This window comes from Synechococcus sp. W60.3, from assembly GCF_047502615.1.
Taxonomy (GTDB): domain Bacteria; phylum Cyanobacteriota; class Cyanobacteriia; order Thermostichales; family Thermostichaceae; genus Thermostichus.
Map to the genome: position 1 here is coordinate 69,922 of NZ_JANSHJ010000007.1, position 26,425 is coordinate 96,346.

The following is a 26,425-nucleotide window of genomic DNA, read 5'->3' on the forward strand; positions in this document are numbered from 1 at the left end:
AGCCAAGCAAGCAAATCCTGGCTGCAGCCCATCATAAGCCGCCGAGGTCCCTAGTTTGCAGTTGAATCTGGAGATCCGGGAACCTGCAGCAAGTCCGCTCCTTCCAGCACCCGCGCCGAGCGGATCACATCCCCCACCTGCAGGCGCTCCACCCACTCCATGCCACTGGTGACATAGCCGAACACCGCATAGCGCCCATCTAGGATCGGCAGAGCAGAGAGGGCGATGTAAAACTGGGAAGAGGCCGAATCCAGCGGGCTAGAACGGGCCATGGCCACCGCGCCCAAGCGATGGGGCAAGGCCAGCTTGCTCAGGGCGATGGGATCCTCAATCAAGGTGTTGTAGCGGGGGTGAGGCTCCCCACGCACCTGAATCTCCAAAGGGATGGTGCGCAGGCGGTTGCTGCCCGGCTCGGTAGCGCCACCGGTGCCATCTCCCCGCGGATCCCCTCCTTGCACCACAAAAGGTTGGGGATCTTTCTCCACTCGATGGAAGGTGAGACCGTTGTAAAAGCCCCGCTGCACCAAATCCACAAACTGGCCAGCCGTGAGGGGCGCCTCCTCCCCGTGAATCTCCAAGATCACCTTGCCCGCTCCCTCAGCAGTTTGCACCTCTAGCTCCACCAGCGCCTTGCCCTGCAGTTGCGGGCGATGGGCGTAGGCCGGTGGGATCCCCGATGGAGAGCCAGAGGAGGGGAGCGCACGGCGACAAGCGAACAGACCAAGACAGAGGTACCCCAAAGCCAAGCCCAACCCCACTCTGCAGCGGCTCATTCGCCCCAGCTTGGTAAATTGCATCTGCCCCTTCTCCCTTTTTCGATTTGATCCAACTTTCCACAGGGATCCCTCTCCAGATGTCAAGAGAGATATCTAGAGCCGTTGCGACAACCCCAATTGCAAGGTGACGCTTTGAGCGCCATTGCTTACCCTCACCCCGTAGGGGCTGATGGAGGTGACCCGCCACTCTGCTTTCACCGCCTGGCCAACCGGCACCTGTCGCACCACGTTGTCGATCAGAATCAGAGCCTTGGGATCGCCCGGATCGTGGATCAACCCCACCAGCTTCATCTGCGGCGGCGGTTGAGGCGGGATCCGCACCGGCGCAGACCTGAGGGAGGGAGGAGAAGCGCTGGTTGCCGCTGCAGGGGTAGGAGCGGTGGCCGCTGGCGGCCTTACGGGGGTTGTTTTCGCCTCTGGCTCGGCTAAGGTGATCCTAGGTGGCTCCTGAGACGAAACTTCCTCAGAGGGATCTCGAGGAGTTTTACCTCCCGCCTCTGGGGGCCGAGATGGTTCCTGTTCCTGGGCCAGCCGGAAATCCGAGTTGGGAGAATCGGAGGCCTCAGTCACAGGATCCCTCAGCCAAGGAGAATTGGCCTGAGAAAAGACTCCCGCCCGGCGGCGCAGGGTCGTCCAGAAGGCTAGCCCTGCTACCAGAGTGGCCGCCAAGGCCAAACCAAGTAGGATCCCTGAGGCCATAGAAGAGCGCCGCAAAGGCAGCGGCGGGCGCGTGCCCCAATAGGGGTACTCTTCCACCAGCCCTTCTTCAAGGCTGTGCTCCAAATCCTCAAGCAGCTCATCCAGCAGGGAATCTGCTTGACTCTTGTAACGCAATACAGCCCAAGGAGAACGACGGCTCCTGTCTGCCGAAGCATCAAACCCGGACATAGAACCTCCCTTGGCGGCGAGACCCCTAGCCGACAGCAGCCGTCTCCTCACTCCAGCGCTCTCACAGGAGCCGCATTTCCGGGTACTCGGTCAACAGCGCCTCTGCCGACAGGGTGTCTCCTTCCAACTGCGGCGTCCACAGCACTTCGATCGCCACAATTCGCTCCGCCGGAATGGAGGCCAACTGCAGCAGGCACTGCCGCAGATCCGCCGCAGATTTAACTACAGGTAGTGTACCTAAGTTGCCGCGATACGCAACTAGTAGAGTAACGACCAGATACTCGCCGACATCCGGGATCCCGGCAGCAGCGCGTTTAAGGACCGCTTGGGGAACCTGTTGGATTTGGTTGTTGCGGTTGCTGAGGGTTTCGGCGCTAAACTTGCTGCGCTCTTGCAAAGAGGCTTGGTAGAACAGAGACTCGGCGCGGGAGAGAGGCAGCTTCTCTGCTTGGGCATGGCCATAGGCCCAGTAGTCGCTGTAGCGCATCAAGCCGAGGGTGACCTCTTGCAGGAGTTGGCTCAGCCCTTCCGGCGATTGGGTATCCGCTTCCAGAGCCAGGGCGTTCATGTCTTTTTGCAGTTGCCGGGCGCTGGCCAGCAGGCCCACTTTCACCTGAGCCAGGGTTACTGGCGGGTCAGCAACCCCCTCGTCGCCATCTTCGGAAACAGCCGAGCGCAGGCTGCGCACCAGAAAGCTACCTGCCCCGATGAGCAGCAGCAGTGTCAGCAGGCCGCCACCACCACCCCAGAAAAAGGGCACCACCAGGGGAAAGCCGAACCCCCCTCCATAGCTGGGGTACACCGGAGCCGAGCGGGGGCCAACGGAGCGGGGGGCAGAGAAGGTCGGAGAGCGGAAAGAGCCACCGCCAATGCGACCACCACTGCGCGCCCAGACGGCACTGACGGGGGCCAAGGCCAAGATCAAAGCCAGGGCAATGGCCAGCAGGGGCCGGCAGCTTCGACTGATTCGTTTCAGCATGTTCACGTGTCCATCACGGGGCTAGTCTTCCTCAATTGTATGCTCTTTCCTTAGACAGCAGAGGGCAGGGATCCGAACCTTTTAGCGGGCTATTTGAGCCATTGCTTGTGAATCCCCACCGATTTACTCCTCAGCATCCAACTCAGGATTACTTCAATCTGGCCCATCGAGACTATCGACGGAGGCGACCGCAGTCTTGACACTCCCACCGCCTGAAGGCGGGGGATTCTTACGCAGTCCACAAAAGAACCCGTAACGGCGTTGTCAAAGCGCCTCTAGACAGTTCCTGAAGGCAAAGCCCCAAGGTTCTGCTGACTTTCTTAAGCACAGGTTGGCGGCAGCATTCGCATCAGCGTTGACCAACCACCCCTCTGCCGTTTGGTACAGGCCCCGCTTGACACGCTTTCCAGAAGGTCTCCACCCGTCGGGTTTTTCACCATAATTAGTTTCCATCTAGGAAGCTTGCCTGCGAGCTGTACGCCTCCTCTACCTCAGTAAACTCCATCCATAATGCTGACATAATTGCGCAATACAGCCTGTTAAGGGCTCAAGGGGTACAATAGCAGCACTTAGCAAACCAACTTCGGAAGGAGGATGGATTGATCAGTAGTAAAGAAGTCTTCACTATCTGCTCCATGCTATATTTCCCAATTCTGCAAAGCTGCCGAATAAAATGCTTCAACACCGACCACATCATCTCAATGGGATTCAACTCCGGCGCATACACAGGCAGGTATAGGATTCGTGCTCCTGTCCCCCTAATCAATTCCTCAACTTCCCGACTCTTGTGGATATTTAAATTGTCCATAATCACAACCTTCCTCGCATCTAGCTTCGGACATAGCTCGCTTCTCAAAAACTCCAAAAAATCTCCTTTCTTCATCCCACCCTTGATGACACGACAGCCAACTACACCTCTCAAGGAAATAGCTCCAATAACCGTATACTTTTCACCCTTGTATCTCTGACGATAATGATAAGCCCTTTGACCACGTAAACTCCGAGATACTCCCCGCTCCATTCCCTCCCAGACTCCCGTCTGGTCGATGGCAATCAAATCCTCCGCTGGAATATTCCTGACTTCTTGACTATAAGCTAGTCGTTCCCTTTGCACCTCCTCTTCTTTGACTTTTGCACTGCGGTAGGTCTTTTTTTTAGAGTCATTCCTTGCTTTTTCAAGAAATTATGTATTGTGACGATGCTTACATTGATTCCTAAGCGCTCGCGCAACAGTTCTTGATACTGCCACAGGTAGAAGTCTGGGTGTTCTGTAATAATTGCCATCACTTCCTGCCGATGTTGTTCCAAAATGCCCACTCGCTTGGTGCCTGCTTTCTTAGGGGCTAAATCTTGAGTTTGTTGGTACTGTCGCACCCAGCGGTGTACTGTTCTTTTGGTCACCATGAAGCGTTTAGCTACCTGGCGGATGGAGGTGTTACCTGCCTGGTAGGCTGCTACAACTCTTTGCCGCAAATCCAAAGAATGAGTCGGCATTCCTTTCTCTCCTTCCTCTTGAATACCTGTACCCTATTTTAAATTAAAAGGCTGTATCAGTAGTTGCGGTAAAAATGGGATCCCCGAAGGAGGAGTGTGCGGATGTGGGTTAGGGCTGCTCTGCGCCGTGCTGCGCAACTGATGGCAGCGTTAATGTTTTGCCTAGTGCTCTCAGTTTCTCTGAAAGAGTGCGGATCAGGGGGAGGATCGTTGCTCCCGCTTTCTCCTTTACCCACCCCGACAGCCACGCCCACCGCAACACCGACAGCGACACCGACTGCAACACCCACACCGACTCCCACGCCCACCGCAACACCGACAGCGACGCCGACTGCAACACCCACGCCGACGCCGACACCTCCTTTAGGAGCCTGTGATCCGAACGCCAACGTGACCCCGATTGGCACTGTCCAAGGCACTGGCTTCGCTTCGCCGCTGGTAGACCAAACTGTTACCGTTTCCGGGATCGTGGTGGGAGACTTTGAGAAAGAAGGAGTAGCCAACCAAACCTATCTTCAGGGCTACTACCTGCAGGATGATGGCGACGGCAACCCGGCCACTTCCGATGGCATCTTCGTTTTCAGCGGTACGGCCAACAACGTCAGCCTGGGGGATAGGGTACAGGTGACGGGGAGAGTGGCCGAGTTTCGCCAGCAAACTCAGATCTCCAACGTTACCAACTTCACTATCTGCAGCTCCAACAATCCCCTGCCATCTCCGGTTCAGATCGCTCTGCCGCTAACTCCCGAGCAGCGGGAAGCTCTGGAGGGCATGCTGGTTACCTTCGGCAACCAGCCCCTGTTTGTAACCGACTCTTTCCTGCTGGGACGCCACGGGGAGCTGAGTGTAGCCACAGAGCGGTTGTTCACCCCCACGCAAATTGCGGATCCCAGCCAAGCGGCCGCCCTCCAGGAAGAGAACAACCGCAAACGGATCCGCATCGATGACCGGCTGCTCACCCAAAACCCGGATCCGGTTATCTATCCCACTCCTGGCGGTCTCAGCGCTGCCAACACGGTGCGGGGCGGGGATCGCGTCAGCAACATCGTTGGGATCATGACTCAGTTACGGGGCCGGAACGTCGCTGGCGACGTGGATGCCACCATCGACTACCGCATCCACCCCAACGATCCCAGCAACTTGCCGACGTTTCAGTCCGTCAACCCTCGCCCGCAAACTCCACCCGCGGTAGGCGGATCCCTGAAGGTGGCCAGCTTCAATCTGTTCAACTACTTCAACACCTTCGGCAACATTTGCTTCCCCAACAATTCCGAGTGTCGAGGGGCCAGGAACGCCGCAGAGTTCACCCGCCAGCGGGACAAGATCATCGAGGCGATTCGCCGCATGGACGCCGATATTGTGGGCCTGAACGAGCTGGAAAACGACGGCTATGGCCCGAACAGCTCCATCCAAGATTTGGTGAACGGTCTCAACCAGGTCATGGGGCCGGGAACCTACGCTTTTGTGGATGTAGGGGTAGCCAACCTAGGCGGTGATGCCATTACCAATGGTTTCATCTATAAGCCGGCTACGGTTGAAATTGCGCCTGGCACCAACCCCGCCTTTCTGGATACCGGGGAACTCACCCAAGATCCCTCGCTTCGTCGCCACCGCCCTCCCTTGGCCGTCACCTTCCGGCAGAAGAGCAACAACGCCATCTTCACGGTGGTGGTCAACCACTTGAAGTCGAAGGGATCCCCCTGTGATCCTGTCGACAACGATCCCTTCCAGGGCAATTGCAACGGCAACCGCAGGCGGGCTGCCCAGGAAATCCTGAACTGGTTGTCCACCAACCCCACCGGCTCCACCGATCCGGATGTGCTGATTATCGGGGATCTCAACGCCTACGCCAAGGAAGACCCGATCAAAGTCTTGGAGGAGGGCGGATTTACCAACCTCAACGGCCCCAACAGCTATTCCTTCAGCTTCCAAGGTCAGTGGGGATCCCTGGATCACGCCTTGGCCAACGCCAGCTTGAGGCCGCAAGTGACCGGGTCGGCCAAGTGGCACATCAACGCCGACGAGCCAGTGAGCCTGGACTACACCACGAGCTTCAAGAGCGCCTCACAGCAGAGCCTCTTTTACGCCCCGGATCCCTTCCGTTCTTCCGATCACGACCCGGTGATCGTCGGCTTGAACCTGACGCCGACGCCAACGTCAACCCCGACGCCAACACCCACACCGCCCCCAACGCCAACCCCGACCCCAACCCCCACGCCAACAACACCAACACCTCCTCCAGTTAACCTGCCTCTAACCGAAGACTTTGACAACTGCAACCCCGCTCCCGCTGGCTGGCAGATTGTGGATGTGGATGGCGACACCACCCGCTCTTGGCGCTGCGTCAATTCCTATGCCGAGGCCAACGCCTTCGGCGGCCAGCAACCGGGTGATGATTGGCTGATTACTCCGCCTCTGAACCTGGCTTCGGCCAACAACCCGGTTCTGACCTTCCGCAATCAGAGTTCCTTTACCGATAGCGGCGTTCCTTTTCCGCAACTAAGCGTTCTTTACTCCACCGATTACAACGGTGCGGGCACTCCGGCGGCGGTGCAGGCAGCCACTTGGACGGCCCTGACGATTCCCAATCCCTCTACAGGCCAATTTGTGGATTCTGGAAACATTTCTCTATCTGGGATCCAACCTCCTGGCCGTGTTTACATTGCCTTCCGCTATCGGTCTTCTGGCACAACTTCTGGCAGAGCCACTCGCTGGCGGGTGGATACGGTTAGGATTGCCGGGAATTAGGACTGGGATCCAAGTGCCAAACTGACTTCGATGGGCAGGAGCTGGGGGAGCGGCTTTGCTTCTCCAGCTTTCTTTTGCTCGCTTTTTTCCCTGAAAAGGGAGCCATATCAGGATTGGGGTAGGGTGGCGGCGTCCTTGTCTCAATCGAGACGACCTGGGATCCCCGCCTGAGCGCAGACCTGGCCCTGGCGATCGAACAGGGTTACCTGCACCGGCAGGGATCGAGCGGCATACTTTTGCACATAGGCTGTCGCCCGCTGGCGGATTTGTCGGGAAAGCTCCTGCAGCACCGGCTCTGCCCAGCCCAGATCCTTCAGATACTGCACCGCTGCCTCTACCGTCCTCAGCTCCAGCACCTGCCGCGCCTGCTCGGCTGTTCCCCCGCAGCGGATGAGGGCTGCCGCCAAGATCTCCAGGCGGGCATCGGCCACATGGCTGGAAGTGGTGAAAATGCCCCCCGCCAGCTTGATCAACTTGCCGTGGTAGCCGATCAAATGAATCGAGTCTGCCCCTCGCAATGCCGCTTCCACCAGCAGCGGCCCGATCCAATTGGCCACCAGTAGAATTTGTTCTGCTGGGATCCCTTGCCGCAAGGCCACCTGCTGCCCATGGCTGCCCACGCAAAAGGCCAGATGCCGGTGGTTGGCCAATTTCTGTTGCAATTCGCGGCGGGCCCGCTCCAGGCTCTCGGCACTGGCAGAAGGCTCCACCTCGGCCCGCGTTCCCAAGAGAGCCAGTCCCTCCAGCACCCCAAACGCCGCATTGGAAGTCCGCTCCGCCAAGAGTTTTCCCTCCGGCAAGATGATGCGCACCCGCAGGCGATACCCATCCGGGATCCCAGGCGAAAGATTGATCTCAAACAGGCGCCGAGCGTAAGCATAGATGGCCGGGCTGCCATCAGCATGCCGCCCCAGCCCCTCTCCCGCTTCCAGGAGCAAAGGCGGAGTGGCGGGATCCCGTTCCTCCAAGCCCACCCAGGCCCAGACCGGCGTGTTGCGGGTGAGATCCAGATGAGGGCCGGGATCCGAACGGGTAATGGCCAAAGCGGTGTTCTCCGAGAGAGCAGCCACCTGCTCCACTGGGATCCGGATGCAAACATCAGGGAACTGGGGCTCCACCTGCACTGCAATGACAGGATGAGCGCCGTCCTGCTCCAAAGGGATCCCCAGAAGGCGGCGGAGAGCGGCTTTAGCAGCAGCCACCGCAAACACGGGCAAGGTATAGCCCTGTTGTGACGAGGGGGGAACCGCATCCTGCATTTTTTGCCTGGAAATAGAGAGGAACCTGCTCTGGAAAAAACTTTGGAGAGAGCCTGTCTCAATTGTGGCCGACGCCAGCCAGCAGGACTGGCTTGATAGGGCAAACTCCTGAAGCCGACTTTAGTGCTCCAACCGCGTAATCGTTAAATGATCTGGGGGAAGAAGGGGAGGAGCGAGAACTTATCTCTTTCAATGAAAGTAAAGAGTCAGAACCGGGGCAGCTATGAGCGAAACCTTGCAGCACTATTTTGAGCGTCTGGAGTTGCAAATTCAGGAGCTGAAAGCTGCCATCGAGCGGATGCCGGAGCAGGTGGCGGCTGCTCTCCTGGCAAAGCAGGAGGCTAAAAAAAATGCCCCCGCCCCCTCCCGTTACAGCGTTCTCACCTCAGACTTGGTGGAAGATGGGAGCCACAACTTTTTGCTGGAGGAGGATCCCCCTGTAGTAAGCAACCGCAGCCCGGCGTATGAACTTGCTCCTGAAGCCCAGATCCAGCGCCTGAGCGCCCAGCTAACCGCTGCCTACAACCGCATTGCTGCTCTAGAAGAACAGCTCTTGGCGCAGCGCCTGCGGCAATGACCTAGCGAGGTTTCGGTGGAGGGGTGGCAAGTGTGCTGTTTTTGCGCTGCACATCTTGCATCTGGAAGCCGTGCTTGCGCAGCTCCTGATCCAACAGCAGCTCGTTTTCCACGTGATCCACAAACAGCACACCGTTGAGGTGATCGATTTCGTGTTGGATAACCCGCGCCAGCAGATCGTCGGCTTGGAGGGTGCGGGGCCGCCCGGTTTCGTCCTTAAACGAAACCACCACCCCCTGCGGCCGCATGACCTCGCAGAAGACGCCCGGAATGCTAAGGCAGCCTTCCTGGCCGGCTACAACTTCGCCGAGGTACTCGCGGATCTCCGGGTTGATCAGCACCAGCGGTGGCACTTCCGGCTTATCGGGATAGAGATCTACCACAATCAAGCGCTTGGGAATGCCCACCTGGGGAGCTGCCAGGCCAATGCCATCGGCGCTGTACATCGTCTGCAGCATGTCTCGCGCCAACTGGCGGATCTCGTCGTTGACCTGGCTGACGCGCTTGGCCGGCTGCCGCAGCACCTTGTCACCCATGCGATGGATGCGCAGAGGCGGGTTTTTCAGCTTGGCTTTGGGGACAGAAAGGGTGGCCACCATCCGGCAGGTCTCTCAGAATAAACAACAGCAGACATCCCGTCTGGACTTCCATTCTACATTCAGTCCAAGCCGTGCCGAAGCGATGCGTCTGCTGTTCAGCTCCCCTCTGCCTCTGCCAGAGAAGCTGGGAATAGTTGCGTCAGCAGCACGGAGTGCTTGGGCTCGGCAGCGGGTAGGGCCGAAGGACTGGCTCGGGCTTGTTTGCAATCACCAAAACCTTGGCGGCGCAGGCCCCGTCCTCCCCCTTTCCCCCCGTATACGGGAGGATGCAAGGGGGGCTGGGGATCAGCCGCCTTCTATGCCATGTTCGCCAGCCCCACCCCGTTTGGGGAGGGTGCAGCGTTGTCAGTATCTGGGCTTAGGTCCAGGTTGGGGTTATGGCCTCCCCCACAAACATATGGCAGTCTCCCGCCCCTGTAGCTCGCGACAAGCGAGAAAGAATCCGGACTGGGGAGAAGGTCAATACAACTCGGAGCTGTCTTCCTCGACCTCTGGGGATCCCTGTTGGTCAATGGCTTGCTTGAAGCCCAGGGCCACCAGAATGTTGGAGAGGGTGAGGAAAGCCTCTGCTCCCCCATGCAAGGGATCCACATTGGCCAGGGAAGTGCCGTAATGCAGTTGGGCATACAACCCTGCCGGGATGCTGACGGCCACAAACAGTAGCAGCAGCCAAAACCCGATCAAAGCCAGGCGCGGGATCCGGCGGAGCCGCGACAGGAAAAACAAGAAGGCCAAATAGGGAAATAGAGAAAGGGCAAACAAACTGTCCATCGCCTAGCTTGGATCCCTCCTCCCAAGGGACTGATCCGCCTGCTCCGCCCGCCAAATGCGGTAGGCAGCCCAGGCCAGAGTGCAATTGCCCAGAAGTGTCAAGCTCGCCTGGGCAGTTACCACCCAGTTGAGGGCGGGATCGTTGTCAAACCAGTGCCAGGTAATGGCACACATTGCCCCCACCAGAGCAGGCAACATCGCCCAGCTCAAGCCGCGCCACTCTGGCCGGCCCGTTCGCTCCCCAAACTGCCACACGCAAACAATGGCCGCCAGCCATTCCAAGACGCTGGCAATGTGAATCCACCAGGTGGGAAACGAAAGGGCGTGCATCAAACCTCAAGAGAATGGCGCAGCAACTGGCGGTAGGTGGCCTCCTGCAACAGCATTTGCTTGTGCAGCTTGACCAGGATGTCCTTGGCCTGCTCAGGGCTCATGCGAGCTACCAGCGTCTCGAAAGCCCGCTGGCGAAATTCTTGCTCCAGAGAGAGACCTAGCGTTTCCTCCATTGTCGTCACCTTGAGACTCTTAGGGTAGGTGAGAGACTCGCGCTAGGATATCCCAGCGCTGCTCCCAACAAGCACTGCAAGCAGGACAATACATATCTTAACAATCTAGTTTAACAAGTTGCAACAAAACGACAAGGGCCTCCGGATACCGGTCGAGCCAGAGCTGGAGGGGAAACTCAACAAAGGAGCGGGAAAAGTACACGCCCGTAAAGTTTGACAAAAGCACATTTTGGATGGGAAAGTGCGAAGATTTTTGAGCGGCGATCCCTTTACATCCTGTCATGTTGTGCGATTAGGCGGGGCCCCGTGATAAAAGTGAAGTACCTTGAGCTTTGGTTGCCGCTCTTTCCGATTCGCGCCTTGCTTTGCTTGAATTGCCATGACCATTTTTGTGGGAAACCTAAACTATAAAGCCTCAACAGAAGAGCTAGCAGCTTTCTTCCAGCAGAGGTGGAACGTTAAGTCGGTTACAATCCCGATAGACCGAGAAACGGGCCAGACACGGGGCTTCGCGTTTGTGGATTTGGCCACGGAGGCCGAGGAAGAGGAGGCCATCGACGTCGCCAACGGCCAGGAATTTATGGGCCGACCTTTGCGTTTGGATCGAGCCAGGCCGCGCCGACAGGCTTAGCTTCAGCGGGGATTCCTCATCTGACTCCGAGTGGGGTGCCAATCCAAAAGTTGGCAAGGCAGGCAAACGGCGGGCAGGAGTGAGGGCAACGGATGGAAGGGCTTCAAGGCTGCTTGAGATGGTGAAGCTGCTGCATTTTTCCGATATTCATTTGGGCAGTGGCTTGGCCTACGGCTCCATCAACCCAGCTACGGGGCTGAACACGCGTTTGGAGGATTTTGTCGCTTCTTTGCGCCTATGCATTGATCATGCCCTCGATCAGGCTGTGGATCTGGTGCTGTTTGGGGGCGATGCCTTTCCCGACGCGACGCCGCCGCCGCTGCACCAAGAGCTCTTTGCCCAACAATTTCGCCGCCTGGCCGATGCCCGGATCCCGACCGTTCTCTTGGTGGGCAACCACGACCAGTACGGGCAGGGGCAAGAGGGCAACAGCTTGGCCATCTACCGCGCTCTGGGGGTGGCGGGATTCGTTGTGGGGGATCGGCTGCAGACCCATTGGATTGAAACTCGCAGCGGCCCGGTGCAGGTGACCACCTTGCCTTGGCTAAACCGCTCCACCCTGCTTGCCCGCCAGGAGAGCCTGGATCTCAATGCCGAAGTATTCACTCAGCAGCTCCTGCAGCGCCTCGATCTGGCTCTGGAAGGGGAGATCCGCACTTTGCAGCCAGGGATCCCGGCGATTTTGTTGGCCCATGTGATGGTGGATACAGCCCGCTACGGGACGGAGCGGCATCTTTCGGTGGGCAAGGGAGTGACGGTGCCCCTGTCGCTGCTGGCGCGGCCCGCCTACCAATACGTGGCTTTGGGTCATGTGCACCGTCACCAGGTGTTGTGTCGGGATCCCTTGGTAATCTATCCCGGCAGCATTGAGCGAGTCGACTTTGGGGAGGAACAAGAGGAAAAAGGTTGTGTGTTGGCAGAGGTGACGGCCACGGGGGCGAGCTACGAATTTTTGCCCTTGCCCACCCGCACCTTTCACTCCATCCGCCTTGATCTCACCCCCTATCCCCCCCAAGAGGTGCAGGCCAAACTGCTGGAGGCCATTGCCAAGGCCCCTGTACCCGGCTCCATCCTGCGCCTGATCTACCGCCTCCGCCCTGACCAGCTCGATTGCGTTGACGAGCGGACCCTGCACCAGGCCCTCGCCCCTGCCTTCAGCTATACTCTCGTCCCAGACGTGGTCAGCCCCAGCCGCATTCGCCTGCCGGCCCTGGATCCCAGTTGTCTAGAGCCCCTGACGGCCCTGGAGCACTATCTGGCCGACCGCAGCGATCTGGCCCCCTTGCGCAACGAGTTGCTAGCCGCTGCTCGTCAGTTGTTGGCGGAAGCAGCAGATCCCTTGTCAGAGGGAAATGCCAACAGGGAGGAGGCAGATCCTGCAAGCCTTGCTGAAGGGGAAGAGCAGCAATTGCCCTTGTTTTAAGGCCCTGCCTCTGTTTTAACCTTGGCCGCTAGCTGAGGGGTTCTTGCCGAGTGATCTGGATCACCTCGAGAGGGGGGAAAACGCCAGAGACTGGAGCTGGGTTGAAGACGTTGGCAGCGACGGCATCAGCTCACTCACAGGGAACTGACCAAGACTGGTGGCTGGGATGCCACCAGTCTTTTTTGTTTTGGCCAGAAATAAGGATCCCGGTTGTGGGCCGGGATCCCTTGCTGTTTTGACCTGGACTTTGGGGCTGTCCCCGAACCTAGGGGTGCAAGTAGGTGTAGGCCCGCAGGTTGTCTTCAAAGTGCTGCTGCAAAGCGCGGGCCTGGGCCAGGCTGATCTGCCCCCGTTGCAGAGCGGCTTCGGTGGCGTGGTGGAGGGTTTCCACCAGGTCTTCGCTGTTGTACTGCACCCAGCTCAGCACCTCGCCGATGGTGTCCCCCTTGATGACTTGGGAAACGTGGTAGCCGCCGGGGCGGGAGCGAATATGCACCGCGTTGGTATCGCCAAACAGGTTGTGCAGATCCCCCAGGATTTCTTGGTAGGCGCCCCCCAGAAACACCCCCAGCAGGTAGGGCTGCCCGTTGGGATCGTGCAGCGGCAAAACCGAGGTGATCTGCCCGTCTTCGCCAAAGAAGCGGTTGATCTTGCCGTCGCTGTCGCAGGTCAGATCGGCCAGGGTGGCCCACTGGCGCGGCTCCTCGTCCAGACGGTGGATGGGCATGATGGGGAACACCTGGTCGATGGCCCAGCTATCCGGCAGGGATTGGAAGAGGGAGAAGTTGCCGTAGTAGATGCTGGCCAGCATCTCGTCCAGATCCAGGAGATCTACGGCCACCGGCTGCCCCGCCTGGTGCTGCTCGTAGGCCAGCGTGCAGATCTTGTCGGAGCAGTTCCAAAACAGCCGCTCCACCTCGGCCCGCTCCCGCAAGCTGAGGGATCCCTCGGTAAATTGGCGCAGGGCGGCCTCTTTCAGCTCCTGGCAGCGGCGATAGTCGGCCACCAGGGTCTCGGGCCGGATCTCGTAGTAGAGCTGGTTCAGCTTTTGGATCACCTCAGCATCGGAGGTGAGCTGGGTGGGCATGGGGTAGGGGCTGGCGGCGTTGACATCCTGGATGTCGAAGACCAGCACCGACTGGTGGGACATCAGGGCCCGCCCGCTTTCGGTCACCAGCACCGGCGGCTGGATCCCGTGCGGCTGCAGGGCGGTCAGCACCGTCTGCACCACGGTGGCGGCGTAATCTTCCAGGCTGTAGCTCTGGGAAAAGTGGCTGGTGGACTGGGATCCGTCGTAATCGACCCCCAAGCCGCCGCCGACATCCAGATAGCCCATCGGCGCCCCCAGCTTGACCAGCTCGATGTAGATCTGGCTGGCCTCCCGCACGGCCCGCCCATGCACGCTCACCATCGAGATCTGCGAGCCGATGTGGTAGTGCAACAGGCGCAGACAGTGCAGCTTGCCGACTTCCCGCAGCCGCTCCACCACTTGCAACATCTCGGTGGCCGTGAGGCCGAACTTGGCCCGATCCCCAGCCGAGGTGCCCCAGCGGCCACTGCCCTGGGCGGACAGCTTGGCCCGCACCCCCAGCAGGGGATCAATCCCCAGGTGCTCGGCAGCTTGCAGCACCAGCTCCAGCTCTTGCAGCCGTTCCAGGACGATGATGGGGGTGCGCCCCAGCCGCTGGGCCAAGAGGGCCGTTTCCATAAAGTCGCGGTCTTTGTAGCCGTTGCAGATCAACAAAGCCCCAGGTGTATCCAGCAGAGCCAGGGCGATCAACAGCTCCGGCTTGGATCCCGCCTCCAGGCCAAAGTGGTAGGCACGGCCGTGCTTGACCACCTCTTCCACCAGGTGGCGCTGCTGGTTCACCTTGACCGGGTAAACCCCTCGGTAGACGTTGGGGTAGCCAAAGCGCTCGATGGCCTGCTGAAAGCTCTCACAAATCCGCCGCATGCGGTCGGCCACGATCTCGGGAAAGCGAATCAACAAAGGCAACTGCAAACCCCGCGCCACCAGATCCGTTACCAGGTGGTACAGGTCGATGCCCCCTTCCTGCTGCTGTGAGCCCTGTGGGGTTACCTCCACATGACCGGCGGCGTTGATACGGAAGTAGGGATCCCCCCAACCAGAAATGCGATAGAGCTTTTCGCTGTCTCGCAGTGTCCAGGGAGAACGAGTCAAAGTCGGCATAGTAGTCCCCCAGATACCGAGATGTGAACAGCGCAGGATTTCTGCACAGAACCCACAATATATTGCCCTATTCCAAGATATGTCAAGATTTTTCCAAGGCAGGGGGGATCCGGCCCCAAACCGGCTAAGCCTTGCCAGATAAGGCTTTGGCCTGAGGATCCCTCTGCAGTTGCTGCAGAACTCAACTCTCTCGTTCTCTTTTTTTCGCTGTTTTCCTTTGTTTTTCTCGCTCAAGCTTCGTTTTTTACTCTGGATCCAGAAGCGGGGTTGGGATCCCAACTGTTGCCCAAGAGCGCAGCGAATCCTGCAAGGATCGGCGACAAGTTGGTGGAGGGAAGAAGCTGCCTTTTGCGGAAGGTTGTCCCCTCTGGTGCTTCCCAGAGCTCAGGATGGCCACCCTTGACAGGGCTCCGTAGGCAAGACAAGGATCGGGGCGGAGAGCTTGGAGCGCCTCAGCTATGGTGCAACTGCCCCGCCTTCGCCGCCGAGAAATGCTGCTGTCGTTGCTGGCTGCTGCTGGCCTGAGCGCCTGCCAAAGGGGATCCCGTTCTGGGCAGGCTGGCCCTGTTGCCGACAGCCAGCTTGCCGCTGAGACCTTGTTGATCAACGGGGCCGGGGCCACCTTCCCGGCTCCCCTGTATTTGCGCTGGTTTTCCGACTACCGCCAGGTGGATCCCAAAGTCGAAATCAACTTCCAGCCGGTGGGCAGCGCCGCCGGCATCCGCCAATTTATCGACCAGACGGTGGACTTTGCCGCCAGCGACGTGGCCATGACCGATGCCGAAATTGCCGAAGTCAAGCGGGGCGTGGTCATGATCCCGATGACGGCAGGCAGCATTGCCGTCGGCTACAACCTGCCCGGGATCCGCTCCGGCCTCAAACTGTCCCGCTCGGTGTTGGTGCAGATCTTCCGCGGCCAAATTACCCAGTGGCGGGATCTGCAGATTTTGGCCCTCAACCCCGACCTGGAGATCCCCGACCTGCCCATCGCCGTCTGCTACCGCTCCGACGGCAGCGGCACCACCGACACCTTTACCCGCCACCTGGCCGCCATCGACCCCACCTGGGCCTCCGAGATCGGCGTCGGCATGTCCCTGGAGTGGCCGGTGGGCATTGGGGTGAAAGGCAACGAAGGCATGAGCGCCCAGATGCTCCTCAGCGAAGGGGTGATCGGCTATGTGGAATCGGTCTATGCCCGCGACCTGGATCTGTCGGTGGCGGCCCTGGAAAACCGCCGCGGCGAGTTCGTCCTCCCCACCCCGGAAGCCTCGGCCCTGGCCCTGAGCGAAATCGAGCTGCCCGACAACCTGCGGGCTTTTGTGCCCGATCCCGCCGGCGCGGGGGCCTACCCCATCGTCACCTACACCTGGATCCTGGCCTACCGCCAGTATCGGGATCCCGCCATGGCCAACGCCCTGCGGGCAGTGCTGCGCTGGGCCCTCAGCGAGGGACAAGCTCTGGCCGCAGAGATGGGCTACCTGCCCTTGGCCGAAACCGTTGTAGCCCGCAGCCTGGAAGCCCTGCAGCTTATCCAGAGCTAGCCGCCCTTGCCCCAACCGGTCCTGGAAGCAAGGCCGCGGCAGGTACGGAGATCCGTAACTGTTCTGCCTTCCAGTCGCCAGAAATGGGCGGCATTCTCGCCCTGACCCAGATGCCCTGCTGGTTAGGATCGACCTAGGAAACGGCTAAATACCTGCTGAATTTTCACGGATTGGCTGCCCAAGCTACTTCATACAGCCTGGCGGCGGTAGCCGAGGTCACGTCTTGAACAAAAGGAGAACAAGGAGCCGATGGGAAAAGTTGTAGGAATTGACTTGGGCACAACCAACTCGGTTGTCGCCGTAATGGAAGGGGGCGTCCCCACTGTCATTCCCAATGCCGAGGGGAGCCGCACTACACCCTCAGTGGTCGCTTTCACCAAAGATGGGGAGCGCCTGGTGGGCCAGATGGCCCGTCGCCAAGCGGTGCTCAACCCCGAGAACACTTTTTACTCGGTCAAGCGGTTCATCGGGCGCAAGTACGATGAGCTGAACGTCGATGCCAAGCGGGTCTCCTACCAGGTGCGGCGGGATGAGCGGGGCAATGTCAAGTTGTACTCACCCCGCATGAACAAGGAATTTGCCCCCGAAGAGATCTCGGCCATGGTGCTGCGCAAGCTGGTAGAAGACGCCAGCCGCTACCTAGGCCAACCGGTCACCCAAGCCGTCATTACTGTCCCGGCCTACTTTAACGACTCGCAGCGGCAGGCCACCAAAGATGCCGGGAGGATCGCCGGCTTGGAAGTGCTGCGCATCATCAACGAGCCGACGGCGGCTTCCTTGGCCTATGGCTTGGACAAGCGCAACAACGAGACCATCCTCGTCTTCGACTTGGGCGGTGGCACCTTCGACGTCTCCATTCTGGAGGTGGGGGATGGCGTCTTCGAGGTGAAGGCCACCAGCGGCGATACCCAGTTGGGTGGCGACGACTTCGACAAGAAGATCGTCGACTGGATGGCCGAAGAGTTCAAGCGAATGGAAGGGATCGACCTGCGGCAAGACCGGCAGGCCCTGCAGCGGCTGACGGAAGCCGCCGAGAAGGCCAAGATCGAGCTGTCCAGCGTCTCCGAGACTACCATCAACCTGCCCTTCATCACCGCCACGGCCGATGGTCCGAAGCACCTGGAGTTGAAGCTCTCCCGCGCCCAGTTTGAACACCTCTGCGCCGACTTGCTGGAGCGCTGCAAAGGGCCGGTGGAGCAGGCCCTGCGGGATGCCAAGCTCACCAAGGCCGACATCAACGAAGTGGTGCTGGTGGGCGGCTCCACCCGCATCCCGGCGGTGCAGCGGCTGGTGAAGGAGCTGCTGGGCAAAGAGCCCAACCAAACTGTCAACCCCGACGAGGTGGTGGCCGTGGGTGCTGCCATCCAAGCTGGCGTGCTGGCGGGCGAGGTCAAAGACGTGCTGTTGCTGGATGTCACCCCCTTGTCTTTGGGGGTGGAAACCCTGGGCGGTATCGCCACCAAGCTGATCCCGCGCAACACCACCATCCCCACCCGCAAGTCGGAGATTTTCTCCACCGCCGAAGATGGGCAGACCTCGGTGGAAATCCACGTGGTGCAAGGGGAGCGGGAGTTGGCTCGCGACAACAAGTCCCTGGGCCGCTTCAAGCTGGACGGGATCCCGCCGGCTCCCCGCGGTGTGCCGCAGATCGAGGTGACCTTCGACATCGACGCCAACGGCATCCTCAAAGTGACGGCCAGAGACAAGGGCAGCGGCAAGGAGCAGAGCATTTCCATTACCGGCGCCTCCACGCTGGATAGCAAAGAGGTGGAGCGGATGATCGCCGAGGCGGAAAAATACGCTGCCGAAGACCGCGCCCGCCGCGAGAAAATCGAGCGCCGCAACAAGGCCGACTCGCTGGCCTACCAGGCTGAGCGGCAGTTGAAGGAGCTGGGAGACAAGGTCTCCGCCAGCAAGCGCAGCCAAATCGAGACCCTGGTGCGAGAGCTGCGGGAGGCCATCCAGCGGGACGACGACAGCGCCATCCAGAGCAAAGAGCGGGAGCTGCAAGAGGCCCTCTACGCCATGAGCAGCGAGCTCTATCAGCAGCCCGGCGCCGCTTCCAGCTCCACCTCTGGGACAACCTCCGGCGGCAGCGACGACGTCATCGACGCCGACTTCACCGAGAGCAAGTAACGACAATGGGATCCCCCTGGGGCCCGCAGGGCGGATCCCGCCTTTGTCTGGAGCATCGATAATGGGGAGGGACGGGATGGGCGATAGCGTCTAGCCCGCCTCTTTCTCTTTTCGTCAACAGGTCAGAGGGAGGGATCCCTTGATGCCTGGCCTCTTGGTTTTCTGACCCTTCTCAGTGACTTGCCTGCGGACGCCTCCATGCAAAATTTCAAGGACTACTACAAGATTTTGGGGGTCAGCCAGACGGCCACCGCCGACGAGATCAAGCAGGCCTATCGGCGCCTGGCCCGAAAATATCACCCGGATGTTAACCCGAACAACAAAGCTGCCGAAGAGAAGTTTAAGGAGATCAACGAAGCCTACGAAGTTCTCTCGGATCCCGGCAAACGCAGGCAATACGACCAATTTGGCCAGTACCACCAGCAGGGCGGGTTCCGCTACCGGCGGGATACCTACAGCCAGCCTTACAGCAGCAGCCCTTTTGGCGACAGCTCCTTCAGCGAAGACTTTGGGGGAAGCGGTTTTGGCAGTGGCGTCGATTTCAGCCAATTTGAGGATTTTCAAGACTTCATCGATCAACTGCTGGGCCGGGTGCGCAACTCAGGTGCGGATCGCAGCAGTAGCTCCGCTGGCAACGCCAACTACGATGCGGAGGCCACCATCCAGCTCACCATTCCCGAAGCTTTTGAAGGGGGCAGACGCCGCCTACGGGTGGGCGGGGATCGCGTGCTCGAGGTCAACATCCCAGCAGGGATGACGCCAGGGAAGCGGATTCGCCTGCGCGGCCAAGGCCACCCCAAACCCAACGGCGGCGCCGGCGACCTGTACCTCAAGATCGAGCTGAAGGAGCACCCCTTCTACCGCCTTGAGGGGTTTGACGTCTACTGCGATTTGCCCATCAGCCCCAGCGAGGCCGTCTTGGGCGCCCAGGTGGAGGTGCCCACCTTGGATGGAGTGGTGAAGCTGCGGATCCCACCCGGCATGCAGCCGGGGCGAAAGTTGCGCTTGGCAGAGAGGGGTTTTCCCAAGGGCAATGGAGAGCGGGGCGATTTCTACGCGGTAGTTCAGATCTATTTGCCCACCCGTGTTTCGGAGGAGGAGCGGGAGCTCTACGAAAAGCTGCAGCGGGTTCAGTCCTATGATCCCCGTGCCGCCCTCAAGCTCTAGCTAGAAGGAGGAGTGGGCGGTCGGAGAGCGCGATCCAGGAGTTCCATCGGGTGATAAATGGGGATCCCGGCCTTGCCTTGCAGACGCAGGTGCTTCTGGAGCTGCAGGCGGCAGCCGGTATTGGCGGAGACGATCCCCTGGGCGCCGGTGTTGAGCAGGTTGGCCACCTTCTGGGATCCCAGCTCGTCGGCCACCTCGGGCTGCAGCAGGTTGTAGACGCCGGAGCTGCCGCAGCAGAGGGCGGCATCGACAGGATCCCGCAGCTCCAGCCCGGGAATTTGCTGCAGCAGTTGTCGCGGCTCCTGGCTGAGGCGCTGCCCGTGCAGCATGTGGCAGGCATCCTGATAGGCCAGCACCAAGGGATCCGGCTGCAGGGGGTACAGGGGAGCGGTCAGCCCTACCTGCGCCAGAAACTCCTGGATATCCTTGACTTTGGCCGCAAACTGAGCCCCTTTCTCTTGGTAGTCGGGATCCCTGGCCAAAAGGTGGCCGTACTCCTTGAGGGTGTGGCCGCAGCCGGAGGCAGTCACCAAAATGGCATCCAACTCGTAGCCGGCAAAAGCATCCACCATCTGGCGGGCCAGGGCTTCTGCCTGCTGCAGTTGCCCTTGGTGGTGGGGCAAGGCCGCACAACAGCCCTGGGCGGGCGGGATCACCACCTCACAGCCGTTGTGGGTCAAGACGCGAATGCTGGCCTCATTCACCTGCGGGGCAAACAGGCGCTGCACGCAGCCGAGGAGCAGCCCCACGCGAAAGCGGCGTTCGCCCACCGCCGGGATCCGCTCCGGGTAGCGCTTGGGCAGCAGTTGCCCCACCTCAAGAGGGGGCAAGAGGGATTCCATGGCCGCCAGGCGCGGGGAGACCTTCGCCAGCCCTTGGCGGATCCAGGCGCCGACCCCCATTTTTTGGTAGAGCCAAAGGGGCCAGAGCAGAGGCCGCAGCCGCGCCGGGTAGGGGAAGAGCCAGAAGATGAACTGGCGGTACAGCCAATCCCAAAGGTTGCGGCGGTGGTTGCGCTCGATCTGCGGGCGGGTGGCGGCGATCAGCCGGTCGTAGCGCACCCCCGAAGGACAGGCGGTAACGCAGGCCAGACAGCCCAGGCAGGTATCGAAATGGGAAACCACTGCTGCCGAGAGAGAGATTTGGCCTTGATTGAGGGCGTCCATCTGGTAGATGCGCCCCCGCGGCGAGTCTGTCTCCTTGCCGAGGACGCGGTAGCTGGGGCAGGTGGTCAGACAAAACCCACAGTGCACACAGGCATCGATTAGCTTTGGATCCGGCGGATCCAGGCTGTCAAAACTCGGCCTTTTGGATGAGCTCATCGGCCTCGACCTATCGCGCTTTCAACACTTCATCACCCCCGTAAAGAGAGAATTGGCCGTTCGGGGATCCTGTCCCCTCCTTTTGCTTCCGGGGTTTTTTGCATCTTAATCTGGGAACAGAGCGTCTGAGACTTCTATCCAGATCCAAACGCTCTTTTCGTCCGTACTACCCTAGAGAAGGGACATACCCGGCCGATTTCTCCTCGTCGTTCATTTCCCAATGAAAGTGCAACACCTCTTCACCCCAGCTCTTGTGGGGGCAGCTCTCTCCAGTTTGAGCCTATCTGGAGCGGCTTTTGCCCAGGCCAACCTGCGGGAGCTGCCCCCCGATCTGGCCGAACAGCTCACTACAGAGCAGATCTTGCAAGCCTGCGCCGCCAACCAGGCAGACACCTTGCCCAGCCCCTTCCCAGACGTGGTGCCGACCGATTGGGCCTACAAGGCGGTGCTCACCCTCTACTACTGCGGCGCCTACCGGGGGGCCATTCCCCCGGAGACCTTCCGGCGCTACCTGGAGCAACAGCGGGGATCCCAAACTTAGCTCCCTGTCGGATACATCTCCTGGATGAGGTGGGCGTAGCGCTCGGCCACCGGGTTACGCTTAATTTTCAGCGTCTGGGTCATGAGGCCGTTTTCCACGCTCAGGGGCTCTGGCAAAAAGCGGAAGTCGGCAATTTGCTCGTGGGGCCGGTAGCCAGGACGCTCTTGGATGCGGGCCCGCACCTCCTGCAAAATCAACGTGCGCACCTGCGGGTGGCCCAAGAGCTCGGCCTCCGCAGCCGGGATCCCTTGCTCAGCGGCCCAAGCCTTAAGGGCATCGAGGTTGGGGTAGATGAGGGCGGCCAGTTTCTTTTGGTCTTGCCCGACGATCACGATCTGGCTGATGTAGGGGGATTGCAGGCAGGCATCTTCCAGCGGCTGCGGCTCGACATTTTCGCCGTTAAGCAGCACGATCACGTCCTTGGCCCTGCCGGTGATCACCAGTTGTCCGTCGGGGGTGAGCCAGCCCAGATCCCCTGTTTCAAACCAGCCGTCGGGGCTGAGCACCTTGGCAGTCGCTTCCGGATTGTTGTAGTAGCCCATCATCACCTGCGGCCCCCGCGCCAGGATCAGCCCTTTTTCGCCAGGGGGCAACGGCTGCCGCGTCTCCGGATCCACGATGCGAAACTCCGTCCCTGGCAAGGGGGGGCCCGCCGTGCCGCGCACGTTGTTGTCAGGACGCCGCGCGCACAGCACCGGCGAGGTTTCCGTGAGGCCGTAGCCATTGAGGATGGAAATGCCCACCACCTCGTAAAACAGATCCAGGTAGGCGGGCAGGGATCCGCCGCCGCTGATGGCCTGTTGAAAATTGGGGCCCAAAGCCTGCCGCACCTTGCGGTAGATCAGCGCATCGGCCAGGCGGTGGACAGGCCAGAGCAGCCCCTGTTGCAGGCGGGCCCCCAGGCGCACCCACGGGCTGACGCCGTAGTGTAAAATCGACCGGTTGCCGGCAATCCGCCCGGCGAGCACGTAGCCTTCGCTGGCCGCCATCAAGGTGCGGATCAGCCGCTGCATCAGGGGGCTTTTTTCCTTAAATTGCCGCTGGATCCCTTCGTAAACGGTCTCCCAGATGCGGGGCACCGCCACCAGATAGTGGGGCTGCTCCTGTTGAAAATCTTGCTTGATAAAGCGAGGGTTGGTGTAAACCAACGTGCAGGCCTGGCTGAGGAGAAAATACTCACAGGCCCGCTCGTAGGAGTGCCAGGTGGGCAGAATTGTCAGCACCTTATCCCCAGGCCGGGGCTGCACCACCACATGCAAGTTTTCCACCTGGTGCATCAGGTTGCCGTGGCTGAGCATCACCCCCTTGGGCCGACCGGAAGTGCCAGAAGTGTAGATGATGGTGGCCAACTGGGATCGCTCCAGCCGCGGCGGCTCGTAGCGGCGCTCCCGGCCTTTTTGCAGCCACTGAGAAAAATTCAATACCCCCGGCTCTTCTTCATCGGAAAGCAACAGCAGCCGCTCCAGGCCCAGCTCCTGCACAACCGGCCGCACCCGGCTTAGGGTCTTCGCATCCTGGGCAATCAAAGCGGTGCTGCCGGAATGGCGCAAAATGTAGCCCAGCTCCGCCGGATCCGCCACGGCGCTGCGCGGCACATTGACCGCTCCCGTAAACAGCGTGGCCAGATCTGCCATCAGCCAGCGGGGGGAATTGTCGGCAAAAATGGCCACCCGATCCCCAGGCCGAATGCCCAAAGCCTGCAAACCGGCAGCCAAGATCTGAATGCGGCGAAAGAGCTGCCCGTAAGAAATCTCAAAGACCGGCTGGGCATGGGGATCCCTGAGGGCAGTGTAATCGGCAAACTTTTCGGCCAGGACTTGCCAGATGTCGAGCAGCGTCGTCCCAGCGGGGGTAGCAGCAGCGGAGACAGTAGTCATAAATCTGTACCCTAAATCACATTTACAGTCTAGTAAACTTGGGCTTTTTCCCAAGACACCCCCAGGACAGTTCTCAATCTGTCACCAAATCCAACCCCTTCCCCTTGCGGGGAAAAGGTAGGGATCAACCCTACTCCCGGAAAAGCCTGAACTCATGAGGTTTTCAAGGTGCGCTCGCGAGGAAGTACCGAGACTTCCCGCCACAGATGTTAACCTCGCTTCCCCGAATAAGCGCAACTCAGAAAATTCGCTCTTTTGGGGACGTCATGCTGCATTTTCCCGCCAATCCCGGCAAAAGCTACTAGATCTTATGGCACCCGCAAAAGAAGCTAGCAATGGCTCCCCCCGATGGATCGGCCCCAAAACTTTACAATCTCGGCTAAGCTGAGAATCTCACAAAATAAGGTAGTCCGGCGGCTCGTAGGGGAGAGGCCCGCCGAAGACCTTGGTACGTCGTTTGGCGGTGGCATCCAGAGGGTAGGCCTGCAGGCTATCTTCCTCGAGGTTGAGCAGAGGCAGCCACGACTTTTCCAGCTCGGCAGTGTCCAGGGGGCATTCAACAACGGAGTATTGCGCTCGCTGGCAGCACTGTTCCAGGCGCTTGGCCAACTGTTGTCGGCGCTTATCGTCCACCACGTCGTAGCAAACCAACCATAGCCTCAGCGCAGCTCCATTGCTTCGTACTCTAGGTTGCCGCTCACCAGGCAACGGCCCAGCCAGCGGGCTTGCTCCAGCACGATTTGGCTCAGGGCTAGGCGACGCGATTGCGGAGGGTAAAGCAAAGGCTCGCAGAAGCGGCGCTCCAGCTCACCCAAAAACAGCTTTTTGGCCAGGGATCCCATGCTCCATCCGGCGACGGCTCGCAGTCTTCCGGGGTGAGCAAGCCGGCCTTGATGAGTTGGCTTACCCAGCATTTCGCTCATCCCTCTCACAAAGGCCTCGGCCTAGATGCCCTTAGATTCGTCGTCAAAGTACCAGTATGCTTTCCTAGAGATCCAACCGAATAACCTTGCTGCCCAAAATTTGCCTAATGCTCTCCAGACTGTCTTTTCTTGCGTTGAACCCAAAGGTATCTCGCTGTGGCTGCTAGCGCAAGCGGGAGTAGGGACGGGGATAGGGTTGGCGCATCTGCCGAGCCAGGTACACCTGAAAGGTTTGCGCCACCGCGCCCGCCCGCCGCAGGGGAACCTCTGCCACTGGCTCAATTTGTTCAAAGTAGGTGCCGTAGACAGCCTGGATCCCTGCTCTTGGCCAAAACAGCTGGGAGGTGACCAGCAGCCCATCTTTGCCCAGCCAGTCTTCAGGTTGGGACCAAAAGGCAAAGCCGCGCAGATCTTCATCCAGGCAGGTGAGGGGCTTCTCCGTCAGCGGCGCCAAGGCCATGCCGATCTGCCCGCCCAAAAAGTAAACGTTGGTGAAGATAAAATCCGCCTCTGCAAGAGCCTGGGCCAAGCGGGGATCCGTCTGAAACTGCCGCCGCAACTGTTCGATGTCAATCAGCTGAGTCGAGGGATCCCGTTCCACCGGCCACAGGCCCAGCCCGCCGGGATCCTGGAGGAGGCCGTAGCGCACATGGGCCAGCCCCACTGCCACCAACAGGCCCACTGCCACCGCCGTCCCCGCCAAGAGTTGCCTTGCTCCTGGCCACCGTTCCCAGCGGGATCCCAACAGCAAGCTCAGCACCCAAAACCCCGGCATGGGCCAGGTGGGGAGGATGGGCCGGTAGCCTCCCATGAAGGTAAAAGCCAACACCAGCGGCAGCCCACAGGCCAAGATTAAAAGCTGTTTCAGCTCCTGATCCGTGAGGCGTCTTCCCTGAACCAGCGCCAGCCCCACCCGCCCACCCTCGGCCAAGCTCAGCCCCAGCAGAGGGATCCCCAAGGTCGGGAAAAGGTACCCCATCTCCTGCAGCACCGTCAGCCCCAGCTCCTGCAGTTGATACCCTGCCTCCGGCACTGCTCGCCCCCCCTGGAAGCGGAAGGAGACCCAATCCTGTTGGGTGTTCCAGATTAAAACGGGGCTGAAGGCCGCCAAAAACCCCACCACCGCCAAGAGCGCCCATCCCGACCGAAGAGCGCAGCGGTGGGCCGGGCTGAGCAGACAAAAGAGCACCAGGCCAAACCCCAGCGCCAGGCCGTGGTATTTGCCCAGGCAGGCCAGCCCCACCAAGAGCCCAATCAGCGCCAGCCGCGGCCCCGGTCGGTAGCGCGCTGCCCCATAGACCCCCAATTTCCCCTCCGCCAAGGGAGCCGGAAAAAACTCCTGGGCAGCCACCCACAGGGTTGCCGCCGTAAACACCATCAGCGGGCTATCCGGCAGGGTCAGCACCCCAAACCCAATCCAGAAAATGGGGGCGATGCTGATGGTTGCCAGGGTGATCAGCCCCGCCTGTGGCGAAAAAAGCCGCGTCGCCGTCAGGTAAAGCAACAGGGAAGAGCCGGTGTAGGCCAGCAGGGATCCCAGTCGAATCGAAAAAGCCGACACCTGCCCCGTCAAAACAGGCCCCAAGCCCGTTGTCCAGGCCACCAGCGGCGGATGGTCAAAATAGCTCCAGTCCAGATGGCGGGTGTAGAGGTAGTAGTAGGCTTCGTCAAAGCCCGGTGGCAACAGAGCAGCCACCAAGCAGCGCAGAAGCAGGCCCAGGCCCAAAATCCACAGAGCAGCTTTCGGCAGCACAGGGGATCCCCTTGAGCGTGTGGACAGGTGTTATTGTCTCAGCTTTGGCCAGACTTGTCCCCAAAAAACCAAGTGGGGGCTCAGAATAAACTGAGCCTAAGACGTTGCCTCCGGCAGCTTTACCGGACACCCCAAAAGCTGGCCCAATTGCTCTGCTTCCGCCCTTGCCTTGCTACAGCCTTTTAATTTAAAATAGGGTACAGGTATTCAAGAGGAAGGAGAGAAAGGAATGCCGACTCATTCTTTGGATTTGCGGCAAAGAGTTGTAGCAGCCTATCAGGCAGGTAACACCTCCATCCGCCAGGTAGCTAAACGCTTCATGGT

Annotated in this window: 24 protein-coding genes and 1 pseudogene; 10 read left to right on the top strand and 15 right to left on the bottom strand. The window is 59.9% G+C overall.

Annotated features, from left to right (window positions below):
* Positions 1–50: 50 nt before the first annotated feature.
* The 4 genes from NW846_RS04235 to NW846_RS04250 form a co-directional block, all read right to left on the bottom strand.
* On the bottom strand, positions 51–797 hold the full coding sequence (locus tag NW846_RS04235) for a peptidylprolyl isomerase (protein WP_011429036.1): 747 nt from the start codon (positions 795–797) through the stop codon (positions 51–53).
* A 72-nt stretch (positions 798–869) separates the two neighbouring features.
* Complete coding sequence (locus tag NW846_RS04240; protein WP_011429037.1) at positions 870–1,664, bottom strand: hypothetical protein; 795 nt, start codon at positions 1,662–1,664, stop codon at positions 870–872.
* A 61-nt stretch (positions 1,665–1,725) separates the two neighbouring features.
* The gene (locus NW846_RS04245; protein ID WP_041438024.1) at positions 1,726–2,643 is read right to left on the bottom strand and encodes a DUF1517 domain-containing protein; all 918 of its coding nucleotides are present in this window, start codon (positions 2,641–2,643) and stop codon (positions 1,726–1,728) included.
* Between the two features lie 547 nt (positions 2,644–3,190).
* Positions 3,191–4,137 (bottom strand): IS630-like element ISSoc15 family transposase gene (locus NW846_RS04250; RefSeq protein WP_414515374.1). Its coding sequence is split into 2 segments (ribosomal slippage): positions 3,191–3,801 and positions 3,801–4,137, totalling 948 coding nucleotides; the frame shifts between segments, so codons are not numbered across the junction.
* A 188-nt stretch (positions 4,138–4,325) separates the two neighbouring features.
* Here NW846_RS04250 and NW846_RS04255 point away from each other — a divergent pair.
* Together NW846_RS04255 and NW846_RS04260 are read left to right on the top strand one after the other, a co-directional pair.
* A complete protein-coding gene (locus NW846_RS04255) occupies positions 4,326–4,514 on the top strand; it encodes a hypothetical protein (protein WP_414347108.1) in 189 nt (62 codons plus the stop codon).
* A 13-nt stretch (positions 4,515–4,527) separates the two neighbouring features.
* Positions 4,528–6,885, top strand: coding sequence for an ExeM/NucH family extracellular endonuclease (locus tag NW846_RS04260; RefSeq protein ID WP_414515376.1), 2,358 nt, complete (start codon positions 4,528–4,530; stop codon positions 6,883–6,885).
* A 140-nt stretch (positions 6,886–7,025) separates the two neighbouring features.
* Here NW846_RS04260 and cbiD read toward each other — a convergent pair whose 3' ends face one another.
* Positions 7,026–8,144 carry a cobalt-precorrin-5B (C(1))-methyltransferase CbiD gene (gene cbiD / locus NW846_RS04265; protein WP_011429040.1) on the bottom strand — a complete coding sequence of 373 codons (1,119 nt, stop codon included), beginning with the start codon at positions 8,142–8,144 and terminating at the stop codon, positions 7,026–7,028.
* Between the two features lie 223 nt (positions 8,145–8,367).
* Between cbiD and NW846_RS04270 the strand changes: the two genes are divergently transcribed.
* Positions 8,368–8,721 carry a hypothetical protein gene (locus tag NW846_RS04270; protein ID WP_011429041.1) on the top strand — a complete coding sequence of 118 codons (354 nt, stop codon included), beginning with the start codon at positions 8,368–8,370 and terminating at the stop codon, positions 8,719–8,721.
* Position 8,722: 1 nt separating this feature from the next.
* On the opposite strand, the gene def is transcribed toward NW846_RS04270, so the two are convergent.
* The 4 genes from def to NW846_RS04290 all read right to left on the bottom strand — a co-directional run bounded on the left by def (position 8,723) and on the right by NW846_RS04290 (position 10,596).
* Positions 8,723–9,319 carry a peptide deformylase gene (gene def / locus NW846_RS04275; protein WP_099812609.1) on the bottom strand — a complete coding sequence of 199 codons (597 nt, stop codon included), beginning with the start codon at positions 9,317–9,319 and terminating at the stop codon, positions 8,723–8,725.
* Positions 9,320–9,778: 459 nt separating this feature from the next.
* Positions 9,779–10,090 (bottom strand): DUF3593 domain-containing protein, encoded by a 312-nt coding sequence (locus NW846_RS04280; protein WP_011429043.1) that lies wholly within the window; start codon positions 10,088–10,090, stop codon positions 9,779–9,781.
* A gap of 3 nt (positions 10,091–10,093) precedes the next feature.
* On the bottom strand, positions 10,094–10,420 hold the full coding sequence (locus tag NW846_RS04285) for a DUF2499 domain-containing protein (RefSeq protein WP_011429044.1): 327 nt from the start codon (positions 10,418–10,420) through the stop codon (positions 10,094–10,096).
* On the bottom strand, positions 10,420–10,596 hold the full coding sequence (locus NW846_RS04290; protein WP_011429045.1) for an NblA/ycf18 family protein: 177 nt from the start codon (positions 10,594–10,596) through the stop codon (positions 10,420–10,422). The genes NW846_RS04285 and NW846_RS04290 overlap by 1 nt, the downstream gene beginning before the upstream one ends.
* 379 nt (positions 10,597–10,975) lie before the next feature.
* On the opposite strand from NW846_RS04290, the gene NW846_RS04295 reads away from it, so the two are divergent.
* Together NW846_RS04295 and NW846_RS04300 are read left to right on the top strand one after the other, a co-directional pair.
* Positions 10,976–11,227, top strand: coding sequence for an RNA recognition motif domain-containing protein (locus NW846_RS04295; RefSeq protein WP_011429047.1), 252 nt, complete (start codon positions 10,976–10,978; stop codon positions 11,225–11,227).
* A 118-nt stretch (positions 11,228–11,345) separates the two neighbouring features.
* Positions 11,346–12,650 carry a metallophosphoesterase family protein gene (locus NW846_RS04300; RefSeq protein WP_011429048.1) on the top strand — a complete coding sequence of 435 codons (1,305 nt, stop codon included), beginning with the start codon at positions 11,346–11,348 and terminating at the stop codon, positions 12,648–12,650.
* Positions 12,651–12,915: 265 nt separating this feature from the next.
* On the opposite strand, the gene speA is transcribed toward NW846_RS04300, so the two are convergent.
* Positions 12,916–14,841: a biosynthetic arginine decarboxylase gene (speA, locus tag NW846_RS04305; RefSeq protein WP_414515378.1), complete on the bottom strand. Its 1,926-nt coding sequence runs from the start codon at positions 14,839–14,841 to the stop codon at positions 12,916–12,918.
* Positions 14,842–15,299: 458 nt separating this feature from the next.
* Here speA and pstS point away from each other — a divergent pair, with 458 nt between their 5' ends.
* The 3 genes from pstS (at position 15,300) to NW846_RS04320 (ending at position 19,685) form a co-directional block, all read left to right on the top strand.
* Positions 15,300–16,382, top strand: a complete 1,083-nt coding sequence (pstS, locus tag NW846_RS04310) for a phosphate ABC transporter substrate-binding protein PstS (protein WP_414347099.1) — start codon at positions 15,300–15,302, stop codon at positions 16,380–16,382.
* Positions 16,383–16,631: 249 nt separating this feature from the next.
* Positions 16,632–18,518, top strand: a complete 1,887-nt coding sequence (gene dnaK, locus NW846_RS04315) for a molecular chaperone DnaK (protein WP_011429052.1) — start codon at positions 16,632–16,634, stop codon at positions 18,516–18,518.
* Between the two features lie 198 nt (positions 18,519–18,716).
* Positions 18,717–19,685 (top strand): DnaJ C-terminal domain-containing protein, encoded by a 969-nt coding sequence (locus tag NW846_RS04320; protein ID WP_011429053.1) that lies wholly within the window; start codon positions 18,717–18,719, stop codon positions 19,683–19,685.
* On the opposite strand, the gene NW846_RS04325 is transcribed toward NW846_RS04320, so the two are convergent.
* Positions 19,682–21,007 (bottom strand): (Fe-S)-binding protein, encoded by a 1,326-nt coding sequence (locus NW846_RS04325; RefSeq protein ID WP_414515381.1) that lies wholly within the window; start codon positions 21,005–21,007, stop codon positions 19,682–19,684. The genes NW846_RS04320 and NW846_RS04325 overlap by 4 nt on opposite strands.
* Positions 21,008–21,227: 220 nt before the next feature.
* On the opposite strand from NW846_RS04325, the gene NW846_RS04330 reads away from it, so the two are divergent.
* On the top strand, positions 21,228–21,548 hold the full coding sequence (locus NW846_RS04330; protein ID WP_011429055.1) for a hypothetical protein: 321 nt from the start codon (positions 21,228–21,230) through the stop codon (positions 21,546–21,548).
* Here the strand turns inward: NW846_RS04330 and NW846_RS04335 are convergent.
* The 4 genes from NW846_RS04335 to NW846_RS04350 all read right to left on the bottom strand — a co-directional run bounded on the left by NW846_RS04335 (position 21,545) and on the right by NW846_RS04350 (position 26,101).
* On the bottom strand, positions 21,545–23,425 hold the full coding sequence (locus NW846_RS04335) for an AMP-dependent synthetase/ligase (protein ID WP_414348203.1): 1,881 nt from the start codon (positions 23,423–23,425) through the stop codon (positions 21,545–21,547). The two genes, NW846_RS04330 and NW846_RS04335, sit on opposite strands and share 4 nt — an antisense overlap.
* 393 nt (positions 23,426–23,818) lie before the next feature.
* Positions 23,819–24,076: a CRISPR-associated endonuclease Cas2 gene (gene cas2 / locus NW846_RS04340; protein ID WP_240527297.1), complete on the bottom strand. Its 258-nt coding sequence runs from the start codon at positions 24,074–24,076 to the stop codon at positions 23,819–23,821.
* An 8-nt stretch (positions 24,077–24,084) separates the two neighbouring features.
* The gene (locus NW846_RS04345; protein ID WP_041438029.1) at positions 24,085–24,267 is read right to left on the bottom strand and encodes a hypothetical protein; all 183 of its coding nucleotides are present in this window, start codon (positions 24,265–24,267) and stop codon (positions 24,085–24,087) included.
* 244 nt (positions 24,268–24,511) lie between these two features.
* Positions 24,512–26,101: a glycosyltransferase family 39 protein gene (locus tag NW846_RS04350; protein ID WP_011429058.1), complete on the bottom strand. Its 1,590-nt coding sequence runs from the start codon at positions 26,099–26,101 to the stop codon at positions 24,512–24,514.
* A gap of 229 nt (positions 26,102–26,330) precedes the next feature.
* Here NW846_RS04350 and NW846_RS04355 point away from each other — a divergent pair.
* Positions 26,331–26,425: pseudogene (locus tag NW846_RS04355) on the top strand (IS630 family transposase); the annotation flags it as partial.